Source organism: Wocania arenilitoris, assembly GCF_021728535.1.
Classification (GTDB): Bacteria; Bacteroidota; Bacteroidia; order Flavobacteriales; family Flavobacteriaceae; genus Wocania_A; species Wocania_A arenilitoris.
Genome location: NZ_JAKKDU010000004.1, coordinates 220,053 through 232,677, shown reverse-complemented (window position 1 = coordinate 232,677; position 12,625 = coordinate 220,053). Strand labels below are relative to the sequence as shown.

The window sequence follows — 12,625 nt, the reverse complement described above, 5'->3', positions numbered from 1 at the left end:
AATCACTCGAAGTGACATATTATATTATTATTTAGGTTTTACAGCTAAAATAACTTTAAACTTATTTCGGTTAGCGATGTCCATAACTTTTACAACATTCTCAACGGGTACTGATTTTTCAGCTCTTAAAACTATAGTTGGCTTTTCTTGAGATGATAATGCTGCTAACAACTCATTTTCTAAAACACTAATACCAACTCTCTTTTGGTCTATATAGTAAGTTAAATCCTTTTTAATACTAACCGCAACCGATCTTTTGTTTTCGGTTTTACCACTTGCTTTTGGTAAAATAATGTCGATAGCATTAGTTGTAACCAAGGTGGATGCTATCATAAAAAATATAAGTAACAGAAAAACAATATCTGTCATTGATGACATATTGAATTCTGGTGTAACCTTATTTCTTCCTCTAAAGTTCATACTATATAGGTTCGTTTAAGTGATCTAAAAACTCTAAAGAGTTAGCTTCCATTTGATATACTACTTTATCTGTTTTAACTACTAAATGGTTGTAAGCAATATACCCAATAATACCAACAATTAAACCTGCAACCGTGGTTGTCATAGCAGTATATAAACCACTTGCTAAAACATCCATTTCAATAGTTCCGCCGGCATTAGCTAATTCGAATATTGCTAATATCATGCCAACTACAGTGCCAAGAAATCCAATCATGGGTCCTGCACCAGAAATTGTAGCTAAAATGCTAACATTTTTTTCTAAGCCATAAATCTCTAATCGACCCGCATTTTCAATAGCTGTGTTAATATCGGCAAGTGGTTTTCCTATTCTAGAAATTCCTTTACCTATTAACCTTGAAACGGGCGAATTTACTTGTGCACAAAGCATTTGTGCAGAGTCTATTTTACCATTACTTACGTAATCTTTAATTTGATTCATAAAGTTTGCATCTATTTTTGATGCTGCTTTTATGGCAAATAATCTTTCAAAATAAATATATGACGCTACAATGAGCAACAAAAACAGGATAGCTATTATAACTTGTCCAGCAGCACCACCACTACTTATTAATTCGATAATTGAAAGTGTTTTTTTAACTGATTCTTCGGGAAGCACTTCTACTCCATCTTGGATGTTTAGTAATAAAATGTTTAGCATATAATAAAATTTATTGCAATTGTATAACGTATCTTTTTTTGTTAAAGTATATTAAAATATAGTTCTGGTAAACATAAATACAGCAGCTCCAGCAAGAAAACCAATTAAAGCTAACCATGAAATCTTTTTTAAGTACCAGAAAAAATCTATTTTTTCCATTCCCATTGCGACAACTCCGGCAGCAGACCCTATAATTAACATACTTCCTCCTGTTCCTGCTGAATATGCAATAAAATGCCAAAGTTGATCATCTAATGTTTCTGTAAACATTCCTAAACTAGCTGCTACTAAAGGCACATTATCAATAACAGCAGATCCAATTCCTAATAATAAAACAACTAAATCTGACACCTGAGTGCCATCCATTTCTGTGCCTATCATAGGTATAGATTCTTTTAAACTACTTGCGAAACCAAATAATATTCCTAAAGACTCTAAAGCAGCAACAGCCATTAAGATTCCTAAGAAAAATAAAATACTAGGTAATTCTATTTTTGATAAAGAATGATGAACAGGGCTGTGCAATGCATGAGAATCACTTTCTTCTGAATCGACTTCAGTCATACTAAATTTAGAGTTACTGTAAATTTCGGCAAAAGTAGCTACAACACCTAAAGATAACATCATACCAACATAAGGAGGCAAATGTGTAATTACTTTAAAAATAGGAACAAAAACGATAGCACCTAAACCTAAATATAACATAATAGCACTAAACTTACTTTTTGTCTTATTATCAATTTCTTCAATTTCTAAATCACCTTTAAATGCGGGTAAAAAAGAAGCAATAAGTGCTGGCACAACCATACATATTAACGATGGTATAAATAAATATACAAATAAATGTCCTGTAGACACTTTGTCTCCAATCCAAAGCATTGTTGTTGTTACGTCTCCAATTGGCGAGAACGCACCACCCGCATTAGCAGCAATAATAATTAAACCTGCATACCAAATACGTGCACTTCTGTCTTTTACTATTTTTTGAAGGATAGAGATTAATACAATAGTAGCCGTTAAGTTATCTATGATTGCTGAAAGCACAAAAGCTAAACAGCAGAAAATCCATAATATTTTAGTTTTTTTTCTGGTACGTATAAAACTTTTTATAGTTGAAAAACCGTCAAAATAATCAATAATTTCAACAATAGTCATAGCTCCAAGAAGGAACACTAGTATTTCTGCGGTTTTACCTAAATGATGCAAGAGTGTTTCTTCCATAAGGTGCATTTTCTCCTCATGCCCTAACAATCCAAAGTTTTCTAAAAGTGCATGTTTGCCAGAATCAAACCATTGTGGAAAGCTGTCGATACCCAAAGCAATCAAAGCCCAACAAATAGCCATCATGACAAGTGCTGGAATAAGTTTATCAATTTTTATATTGTGTTCTAAAGTAATGGCCAAATAACCCATTACAAATACTATAATAATTACTGCTTCCATAAGTTTGATTTTATATTAATTGGTTTAAGGCAATCTCGAATGCGGTTGCACTTATTCCGGTTTTAGATTCGTTTTTATGATATACTTTTTCTAATGCTTCTCTAATTTTATTCGAGGTATCGTTAAAAATCGCTTCATCGGTCATTTGCACACGGCGCTCCATAAAATAAGCAAAAACACGAGCCATTCCACAGTTTGAAATAAAATCTGGTATTAAACTTACTCTATAATCGGTATGTTCCATTATAGGTCCAAAAAAGATTTCTTTATCAGCAAAAGGCACATTAGCTCCACAAGATATCACTTCTAATCCACTATCTATCATTTCATCAATTTGATGAATGGCTATTAAACGTGATGCTGCACATGGTGCAAAAATTTCGGTTTTTATAGCCCAAATTCTCTCGTTAGCTTGTTCAAAAGGAATTAAATTCTCAGCAACAAGTGTATTTCCTGTTTTTGCTAAAAACAGGTTAGTAATTTCTTCAAATGAAAAACCATCTTCATTAATTAATCCGCCAACAATATCAATTATACCAACAACTTTTGCCCCCATTTGAGATAAGTAAAAAGCTGCTGCTGCACCAACATTACCAAAACCCTGTATTACAGCACGTTTTCCTTTAATATCACCACCATAAATATGGTAATATTGTTTAACCGCTTCGGCAACACCAAAGCCAGTAATCATGTCTGCAACTGTATATTTTCTTAAAACGTTTGGCGAATATAAAGGGTTTTCTATAACCTTAATTACTCCTTGTCGTAACTGACCAATTCTATTTATTTTATCGGCTTCAGTAGGTTTAAAATGACCATTAAAAACACCTTCTTGCGGATGCCAAACACCACTTTCTTCAGTTATAGGAATAACCTCGTGCGTTTCATCTACATTCATGTCGCCACCAGTACCATAATAGCTTTTAAGTAAGGGTGAAACGGCAGCATACCATCGCTCTAAAACGTCTTTTTTCCTAGGGTCTTTAGGGTCGAAATTTATACCGGATTTTGCACCACCTATAGATGGACCAGAAACAGTAAACTTAATTTCCATAGTTTTAGCTAATGATAAAACCTCATTTATATCTAAATCTTTTCGCATTCTTGTTCCTCCTCCAGCTGCTCCACCACGTAAAGAGTTTATAACTGTCCAACCTTCTGCATCAGTTTCTGGGTCTTTCCAATTAAAGACAATTTCTGGCTCTTTATTTTCGTATTTTTTTAATAATTCTTTCATGTGTTTATATTTATTGTTATTCAACGGTCACATGTAACATCCTAAATAATCATTTGGTTGTGTGATTAAATATTAATCATGGATGTTTCATTTCAACTTATGATAATCGATTCTTTTTTTTGCTTATAATAATATCTAGTGTTTAATTAAAGCAAAGCTAAAGCTGACTCACACGAAAATTGTTTAAATTATTAATTTAACAAATATAAAAACTAAAAATCCATTAATATTAAATTTTAATAAATTTTATGGCAGAAATATTTTACCAGAACTATGGTCTTTATTTGCTCCTGTAACACTTTGTAAACAATTAATTTCGTTACGTAATTTTAGTACGCCCAAAAAAGCAAATATTAAAGCTTCTTTAAATTCTACAATGGCTTTTGAAGGTATTACAATTTTATTTCTGGAATGTTGTTTTAATCGTTCAATAAAAAAATTATTATAGGCACCACCACCGGTTATAAGTACTCGTTTTTTGCTATCACTACCAATTATATTGGCAATTTGTATAACTACATGCTCAACAAAAGTTCTTAAAACATCTTTTGTTTCTAATTCAAAAGCATCAATTAAAGGAAGTATATTGCTTTTAACCCATTCTAACCCTAATGATTTTGGTGATGTTTCTTTGTAAAAACGCAACGCATTTAATTGATTCAATAAAGACTTATTTATTGTACCTGTTGAAGCTATTTTACCTTTATCATCATAATCAAATCCAAGTTGTTTTACATAATGATTTAATACAATATTTATGGGGCAAATATCAAAGGCAATCCTTTCATTTTTAAATTCGTATGAAACATTTGCAAAACCACCCAGATTGATACAGTAATCGTATTCTGAAAATAATAATTTATCACCAATAGGAACTAACGGAGCGCCTTGACCTCCAAATTCCACATCCTGCTTTCTAAAATCGCAAACTACTTTATAATTTAAAAGTTTAGCAATATCTGGTAAATTGCCTATTTGATAGGTTAACTTTTTTTTAGGTTGATGTAAAGCTGTGTGACCGTGAGAACATACAGCATCAATAGTTTTTATATTATGTTTTTGAATGAAGTTTTTGATAACCTCTGATAAATAAATCGTATATTTTTCATCAATTCGTAATAGCTCATCAAAATTATATAAAACTAAATCTTTAAGTACACTAGGCCATTTTTCAGTATATTCTATTGTTTCAGCATAAATAATTTCGAAATGCCATTGTTGGTTAAATTTAAATGTTGCATATACCAAATCAATACCATCTAACGATGTGCCAGACATTACTCCTATAACCTTAAATTTCGATTTTGTCATTGTGAACTTATTTAAACTTTTTGGGTTTAGGTAAAAGTAATCATCTTCATCAAAAACAGGAAAGAATAAACAAGTGAAAACTAATCTATAATTTTTAAGAATTCACAATTAAAAGGTATATTTGTAAACATTTTTTACCAAAAAAAGATTTTAATTACGAATTATGGATTTTAACCTTTCTGAAGAGCACTTAATGATACGCGATGCCGCTCGCGAATTTGCACAAACCGAACTCCTACCTGGTGTTATTGAACGCGATAATAAACAAGAATTTCCTGCAGAGTTAGTTAAAAAAATGAGCGACTTAGGTTTTATGGGTATTATGGTCGATCCTAAATACGGTGGAAGTGGAATGGATACGATTTCTTATGCGTTGATTATGGAAGAATTATCGAAAATTGATGCATCGGCTTCGGTAATTGTATCGGTTAATAATTCGTTAGTTTGTTACGGCCTTGAAGCTTACGGAACAGAAGCTCAAAAAGAAAAATATTTAACTAAACTAGCAACCGGAGAAAATATTGGTGCGTTTTGTTTAAGTGAGCCTGAAGCTGGTAGTGACGCTACATCGCAAAAAACTACCGCGATTGATAAAGGTGATCATTATATTATTAACGGCACAAAAAACTGGATAACAAATGGTGGTCGTGCCGATGTGTATTTAGTAATTGCTCAAACCGATAGAGACAAAGGGTCTCATGGTATAAACGCTTTTATTGTTGAAAAGGGTACTGAAGGTTTTCATATTGGGCCAAAAGAAGATAAATTAGGCATCCGCGGAAGCGACACGCACACACTTCAATTTAATGATGTAAAAGTCCCTAAAGAAAATCGTATTGGCGATGATGGATTTGGATTTCGTTTTGCTATGAAAACACTTTCTGGTGGGCGTATTGGTATTGCTGCTCAAGCACTTGGGATTGCTCAAGGCGCTTATGAGTTAGCTCTAAAATATTCTAAAGAGCGCAAAGCTTTTGGAACCGAAATTTGCAACCACCAAGCCATTGCTTTTAAACTTGCCGATATGCACACCGAAATTGCAGCAGCAAGACACTTGGTAATGAAAGCGGCGTGGGATAAAGATCAAGGCAATAACTACGATATGTCTAGTGCCATGGCAAAATTATATGCCTCTAAGGTTGCGATGGAGCACACTGTTGAAGCAGTACAAATTCATGGTGGTAATGGGTTTGTTAAAGAATACCATGTGGAGCGTTTAATGCGTGATGCTAAAATTACTCAGATTTATGAGGGCACTTCTGAAATCCAGAAAATTGTTATTTCTAGGAGTATTATTAGGGATTGAAACATTTCTTTCTTTATTTGTTTTTTGAGTTTATTTTTTTGTTTGACATAAGAATAATTATAGTACAAATGTTTATTTTTACTGTTTAGCTCATTGTTTCCATTTGATAGCTATAATGATATTATGTAAAATATCCCAGAAGCATTTGTTTTCATTAGAATAATTGGAACTTGGGTCATTAAACTAATAAGCGGTTTGCTTCGCAGATTTTTTTAAAACATTATGTATCTATAATTAGCCGTTATGTAAAATAGCCGCATGCCAATGCGCTCGTTTGCTTTTTAAAAATCTAAATGCCTTATATGGCATTTATTTTTAAACACAATTTCCAACCGCTTTGCCAGCGCCAAAAAAAAGCTAGCTTTTAGATTGTTATCAAAATTCTCGTAATTGGGTATTTATAGGTAATATTTTTTTCTACGCGATTCTCGTGGATTGCCATAAGAGCTTAAATTTTATGAAGGATAAAATTCTAAGCACTTATTCTATTCTCGTCACTATTTAAACTTTTTTTGATTGTAACTATTAATATTATGTAAAATAGAATTTCAGCTTATTCATTTAGTTGTTGATAAAAAAAATATTCTGTCTTAAAATAATTAGAACAAAATGTTTAAATTTGAAAAGGTGTTTATGGTATGCCTGCTCGTTCGTGCAAAGATTTCATCAACCATAATTGATAATATAAACCATCAAGGCTTATTATCCGACAAAAAGTATACGAACGCATAATCTCTTGGATAATAATCTTTGAACAAAGGATTATATTATGAATACTATTGATTTCTTTAAACTTCAATCTAAAAACTTACACAGAGATTTTAAAACTAGAAAACTTGTCTTTAACAATGAATTTGGTAAATTGTCATATGAATATGAGCCAAAGCATTTCGATATCGAATTAGTTATTTACGATTACAATCTAGATGAAGAAAATTTTACTCTAATGAAGGCTCAACATGTCATAGCTCATTTGGCTGGATTTGAAAAGTGGACAGTTTTAATTAAAACTTCTGAGACTGATTTGAAAATTGCAAAAATTCTATACGAAAATCAAGATATAATTGATTTACGAATGTGGAAAGATTACATTTCGGAAGCAGAAATAATGAATCAAACCAATTTTGACTCAGAAACTAAATTAGCGATATGTGAACAAGCATTTGAAATGGGAGTTTTCAATAATGATGTTTTTTTTGATTGTTATCTTTTAGATAAAAAATAGTGATTACGGATTGAATATTCACTTCTTTTTTTCTTGATAAAAAAAGAAACAAAAAAATCAAGACGGCATAAACTTTTGGAAACAATTACGGTTCGTTACGCTATATTTTAGGAAACATTCTAACTAATTAAGATTGCTTTGAAGTTATTGGATAATTAGAACTCCTAAGAAACTGTATTACTAGACCCCTAAAATATGTACACTCCTCTCTCCTATTGTTTTACCAAAATTTTATGAGGTCAGAATTTAGCGTATCGAAATAAGTTTTTATTATTATATATCAATTCTTCAATATCTTTTACAATAGATTTTTTTTTCTATAACTTACAGAACTTTTAAAACAAAAATTCATGAGTAGTTATTTTTACTTACATACAGAAAAAAACGAATCTAACTCGAGGCTTATTGATTTATTGAAAGAATACGCTGAAGTAAACCAAACTTTAATCTATGTTCTTGATAGACCTTTAACTGATCAAAGATATTCTTACAATTATTCTGATGCTCTAATAATTCTATCACCGAAAAATAAAATAGCAATTATAGATTATGGTCAGAACGAGGATCAATTTGAAGATTATATATATGATGTAATTGAAGACATAGGTTCAATATCAGATAAATATTTATATAAGGAAGTTTTAGGAAGACCCAGAAAATGGAAGTCTACTTTAGTAGAGACTGATATTAACTCATTAGAAATACAAGATGTAGAAGCGTTTCTGGAGAAACTACATTTGAATAACGAATTAGACAGAAAGAAACTTGATCTTTTGATTTCTCTTTTTATTGGAAGTATAAACGATATAAAACGGGTTAAAGAGGAAGTTCCAGAAACCGCTCTGGATAAAGTAAAACAGAAAATTCAGCTTTTTGATGGAGACCAAACACGTTTTATTTATGGAAATATAAATCAGAAAAAAATTCGAATACAAGGTTTATCAGGAACTGGTAAAACAGAACTTTTATTACACAAATTGAAAGATTTATACATAAATGATAGTTCTTCTAGAATATTCTTCACTTGTCATAATAAAATATTAGCAGATAGTTTAAAAAAGCGAATTCCTGATTTTTTCAACTTCATGAAAGTTGAACAACAGATTGAATGGGATAGTCGATTATGGTGTAATAATGCTTGGGGATCAAATTCGTTTCCTAATTCAGGAGCGTATAGATATATATGTCATTTTTATAAGATTCCTTTTTATGGTTGGTCCTATCAAATGACATTTACTAAAGCCTGTGAATTAGCTATAATAGATATCAAAGCTAAATTTCCAGATGAAGAAAGAGATTATGCATTAACACATATGTTTATAGATGAAAGTCAAGATTTTGATGAGAACTTTTTTGAATTATGTGATTTAGTCACCGAAAAAAATATTTACATAGCTGGAGATATTTTTCAAAGTATTTTTGATGAAAATATATCTGGTACAATTGAACCTAATTTTTTATTAGGTAAATGTTATCGAACTGACCCAAAAACATTAATGTTTGCTCATGGTCTTGGAATGGGTCTTTTTGAAAAAACCAAGCTTCGTTGGTTAGAGGAAAAAGAATGGAAAGATTGTGGCTATAATGTAAGGATAGAGGATTCAAAATATTATTTAAGTAGAGAGCCTCTGCGACGTTTTGAAGACTTAGATGAAGATTTTGAAAGTATTAGAATTATTGAAACAGAAAAAACACTTTCAGATACGGTTATAGATGTTATCAATGAGATTAGAGAAGAAAATAAGACTGTCGAACCGGAAGATATTGGAATAATCCTATTGGATCGATCTAAGGGTATCTTTAAGCTAGCCGATTTAATCGAATATAAGATTCAAAAGGAAATTGGTTGGGAAGTAAACAAAGCATATGATACCAAAGAAAAAATTCCGGATACAGTACTTATAAGTAATCGAAATAATGTTAAGGGATTAGAGTTTCCTTTTGTTATTTGTATTACCAATAGTATTTCGAATAATCCAAGTTATAGAAATGCTCTTTATACTATGTTAACTAGATCTTTTATTAAGTCTTTTTTTATAACAGGACAGGAAATGTTATTTTCTGGATTAACTGAAGGGATGAAAGCTGGTTTGAAACACATTGTTAAAAATCAAGAAATGGTTATCACAGAACCCTCAGAAGAGGAGAAAAAGGATATCCAAACTAGGTTTAAATCCAATCTGATAAAAATGTCACATTATGACTTAATGCAAGAGGTATTTAAATCTTTAAAAGTCGATAAAAAATATCACAAAAAATTATTACTTACAACCAAAGAAATGGATATGATAGATACAGATAGGTCTACACTTATGGAATTCGTTAAAGACAATTTAAAGTATCTATAAGAAAGGGTTTTATGAAAATTATTGAAAAAGGTATACTTCCCTTTCAAGAAAAGGATTTTTTCTTCCCAATAAGGGATAAGGAGGATTATGTAAGATTGATTCTTAATTCATTACAGTACATTCTTATAGGTAATGACATTGAAGAAGTTAACTTAGATGATTGTAACTCTAAAATGAAAATTGTAGTCGATAGAATGAGTAGATTATTTTTCTATCAAGAAGGTAAATACTTTAGTGTGTCATTTCCCTTTACATTGCTTTTAGATGATTATAACAATATTATAGAGGTTTCTACTTTTACTGGAACCATTATTGAAAGTGAAAGTGTTTCTATGGCAAGTTCAATCCTTAAAGATGGGCTTTTTCAATTAAATCAATCTCTGGTTGATTATTACATCGAATCTACTAATATTGAATCATCAGGTATTGATTTACTTGAGATTATTTTACATTCTGAACCAGCTTATCTTAGATATGACCATGATCCAGTTAGAGAAGATGCTAAACTACATCCTTTACATCATTTAGATATTAATTATTCTTCTTACGGCACATATAAACTCGGGTTAAACAAATTAATTATTGAAAATTATTTTGAGAGTGTGGTAAATATAAATACTGATTGTTCGTATTTAGAGGAGTAATATATTTTTAATAACAGTTGTATTAAAATGTAATTTTATGTCAAGCTAATTATGACTTTTTGCTTTACTACTTTCATTTTTAAAACTTTCTTTTAATAAATTTAAAAAAGTAGCATTCCTAGTTTCTGCATCTTTTAAAAATGCATCAAATGAAAGAACGAATAAACCAACTGGGATTTCTTTTTTCGTTTCATAATCTAAAATAACAGAATGTTCTTTGTAATACACCTTATCTGTTGAATATAAATTCGCGAATTTTTCTTCTAATAACGATATTTCAAACTCTTCATCAATATCAACAATTCCATAAAACCATATTCTTTGAATTTTATCAGGATAATATTGCAATAATTTACGAGCTCTTTGTTTTAATTGGCTAACTACATTTTCTTTTTTTGCTAAATCCAACCCAAGCTTCTTTAGTTCTATTATAACAACATCCACTTTTTCTGTTTTATCTGGATTTCCAGAAAAAACAATCGCAATATCTGGCCTTTTAATATCTTTTTCAATTTCCTCTTCTTCAAAAGTGATTTCATCAATCAACTTATCCATTTCTTTATCACTAAGAATCGTATTATATGACATGTATTTGTCATCTAGTAACCAAGCGTTGTTTGTGTATAAATCATTTATGAAATTAGACTGTTTATAAGTCTTTCTCATAGGAATAATAATATTATGTATATCATCTTCAGAATTAGTCGAATCAATTTCTTTTAACTTGTTAATTATGATATTTCTATATAAAATATATTCCATTAACAATCTTGATGAAATCTCCAAAGATTTTTGGTATAACTCTTCAGTTAAAGAGCTTGAATCCAAAACTTCCTTTTGTTCTTGAAAAAATTTACTTTGAGCAATTTCTAAAGATTTGCTCCTATCAATAATACCAACAGAATTTTCATCAAAATATCCTTGTAAATGAGGAAATCTATCATTTAAGCCTTTATTAATTTCCGTATTTCTTTTTTGTATGTATGGGATTTTTTCATTTAAAATTTCACCTATTTTATCCTGAAATATTTTTGTAACTGTTCTAAGTTCTCCTTTACCCAGAGTAAGTTCTTGCCTAGAAGTATTCACTTTTCCTGTGAAATAATCTGAAAAAAGCAGGAATACAATTTCATATCCTCGAGGAATATTCTCTTTTGATAATATATTTACTGGTATTGTTCTTCCATCTACACTAATAGCGGTTATTAAAGATTCATCTTCAAGATTCTCTTTTACTGAATAATAAATATGCAAGTCTTGGAAAAAATCTAATGATTGTTCGTTGAAGGTTATTTCTTCTAGTTTGGACATTTTAGAAATATCCAAAGTACTAGTGTCATTAAAAAATCCATAGTCCATATTTGGATCTTTAGTCTGAAGTCTAATTGTAATTATTAGATTTTCATTTTTAATTTTTTTAGCATAAAACAATGGGAAAAAGTGAAAAAGTATTGATTTTTTTAGCGCGTTAGGTTTTATATAATCATATGATTTAATCTTATCTTTAAAATAATTTTCAAACGTTAAAGTTGTCCCTTGTCCTTCTTCTTTTGTCTCATTGAGCTCATTTTCTCCATCAAACTTACCATGAAAAGAAAATGTTCTTTTCTTTTTATCATAATAACTAACAACATTTACAGACTTAAAGTATTTTAAAAAAACCAACCTTCCAATTCCTTTATGGTCTTCTTCTTCAACCTCTAATAGGTTTGAAAATTTTCTAAAATTTTCATCAATAAAACCAACTCCATTATCTTTAATTATAAAGCTTAGAGTTTCTGGTTTTGCGAAAGAATCTACATTTATATCAATATCAATCTTACTTGCTTCTGCATCAATAGAATTTGCAATAGCTTCAAAAAGAACTAATTCTAATGAAGGAGTTGGAAAAAACAAATTAGCAGCATTGATGACATTTATCTTCATTCAAGATTGAGTTTTGGTAAATTAATTGATTTTGAAACGTATATCAAATATATAAATTGGTAATG

The 12,625-nt window shown here is 30.2% G+C and carries 10 protein-coding genes; 4 read left to right on the top strand and 6 right to left on the bottom strand.

Annotation, left to right across the window (positions count from 1 at the left end):
• Positions 1 to 27 precede the first annotated feature (27 nt).
• The 5 genes from L3X37_RS04900 to L3X37_RS04880 form a co-directional block, all read right to left on the bottom strand.
• The gene (locus L3X37_RS04900) at positions 28 to 420 is read right to left on the bottom strand and encodes an ExbD/TolR family protein (RefSeq protein WP_237239051.1); all 393 of its coding nucleotides are present in this window, start codon (positions 418 to 420) and stop codon (positions 28 to 30) included.
• A 1-nt stretch (position 421) separates the two neighbouring features.
• Entirely contained in the window at positions 422 to 1,120 is a 699-nt protein-coding gene (locus L3X37_RS04895; RefSeq protein ID WP_237239050.1) for a MotA/TolQ/ExbB proton channel family protein, read from the bottom strand.
• A gap of 51 nt (positions 1,121 to 1,171) precedes the next feature.
• Positions 1,172 to 2,563, bottom strand: a complete 1,392-nt coding sequence (gene nhaD / locus L3X37_RS04890; RefSeq protein WP_237239049.1) for a sodium:proton antiporter NhaD — start codon at positions 2,561 to 2,563, stop codon at positions 1,172 to 1,174.
• A gap of 10 nt (positions 2,564 to 2,573) precedes the next feature.
• A complete protein-coding gene (locus tag L3X37_RS04885; protein WP_237239048.1) occupies positions 2,574 to 3,800 on the bottom strand; it encodes a Glu/Leu/Phe/Val dehydrogenase dimerization domain-containing protein in 1,227 nt (408 codons plus the stop codon).
• A gap of 246 nt (positions 3,801 to 4,046) precedes the next feature.
• Complete coding sequence (locus L3X37_RS04880) at positions 4,047 to 5,111, bottom strand: anhydro-N-acetylmuramic acid kinase (RefSeq protein WP_237239047.1); 1,065 nt, start codon at positions 5,109 to 5,111, stop codon at positions 4,047 to 4,049.
• Positions 5,112 to 5,274: 163 nt separating this feature from the next.
• On the opposite strand from L3X37_RS04880, the gene L3X37_RS04875 reads away from it, so the two are divergent.
• From L3X37_RS04875 to L3X37_RS04860, 4 genes are all read left to right on the top strand, one after another.
• Positions 5,275 to 6,417 carry an acyl-CoA dehydrogenase gene (locus L3X37_RS04875; RefSeq protein WP_237239046.1) on the top strand — a complete coding sequence of 381 codons (1,143 nt, stop codon included), beginning with the start codon at positions 5,275 to 5,277 and terminating at the stop codon, positions 6,415 to 6,417.
• Positions 6,418 to 7,186: 769 nt separating this feature from the next.
• Positions 7,187 to 7,642 carry a hypothetical protein gene (locus L3X37_RS04870; RefSeq protein WP_237239045.1) on the top strand — a complete coding sequence of 152 codons (456 nt, stop codon included), beginning with the start codon at positions 7,187 to 7,189 and terminating at the stop codon, positions 7,640 to 7,642.
• 350 nt (positions 7,643 to 7,992) lie between these two features.
• Positions 7,993 to 9,990 (top strand): STM2767 family DEAD/DEAH box helicase, encoded by a 1,998-nt coding sequence (locus L3X37_RS04865; protein WP_237239044.1) that lies wholly within the window; start codon positions 7,993 to 7,995, stop codon positions 9,988 to 9,990.
• Positions 9,991 to 10,001: 11 nt separating this feature from the next.
• Positions 10,002 to 10,634 (top strand): STM2766 family helicase-associated protein, encoded by a 633-nt coding sequence (locus L3X37_RS04860; protein ID WP_237239043.1) that lies wholly within the window; start codon positions 10,002 to 10,004, stop codon positions 10,632 to 10,634.
• 45 nt (positions 10,635 to 10,679) lie between these two features.
• Here L3X37_RS04860 and L3X37_RS04855 read toward each other — a convergent pair whose 3' ends face one another.
• On the bottom strand, positions 10,680 to 12,560 hold the full coding sequence (locus L3X37_RS04855; RefSeq protein ID WP_237239042.1) for an ATP-binding protein: 1,881 nt from the start codon (positions 12,558 to 12,560) through the stop codon (positions 10,680 to 10,682).
• Between the last annotated feature and the right edge of the window lie 65 nt (positions 12,561 to 12,625).

Coding starts and splice junctions, on each gene's coding strand:
- L3X37_RS04900 (WP_237239051.1), bottom strand. CDS start 420: ATGAACTTTAGAGGAAGAAATAAGGTTACACCAGAATTCAATATGTCA.
- L3X37_RS04895 (WP_237239050.1), bottom strand. CDS start 1,120: ATGCTAAACATTTTATTACTAAACATCCAAGATGGAGTAGAAGTGCTT.
- nhaD (WP_237239049.1), bottom strand. CDS start 2,563: ATGGAAGCAGTAATTATTATAGTATTTGTAATGGGTTATTTGGCCATT.
- L3X37_RS04885 (WP_237239048.1), bottom strand. CDS start 3,800: ATGAAAGAATTATTAAAAAAATACGAAAATAAAGAGCCAGAAATTGTC.
- L3X37_RS04880 (WP_237239047.1), bottom strand. CDS start 5,111: ATGACAAAATCGAAATTTAAGGTTATAGGAGTAATGTCTGGCACATCG.
- L3X37_RS04875 (WP_237239046.1), top strand. CDS start 5,275: ATGGATTTTAACCTTTCTGAAGAGCACTTAATGATACGCGATGCCGCT.
- L3X37_RS04870 (WP_237239045.1), top strand. CDS start 7,187: ATGAATACTATTGATTTCTTTAAACTTCAATCTAAAAACTTACACAGA.
- L3X37_RS04865 (WP_237239044.1), top strand. CDS start 7,993: ATGAGTAGTTATTTTTACTTACATACAGAAAAAAACGAATCTAACTCG.
- L3X37_RS04860 (WP_237239043.1), top strand. CDS start 10,002: ATGAAAATTATTGAAAAAGGTATACTTCCCTTTCAAGAAAAGGATTTT.
- L3X37_RS04855 (WP_237239042.1), bottom strand. CDS start 12,560: ATGAAGATAAATGTCATCAATGCTGCTAATTTGTTTTTTCCAACTCCT.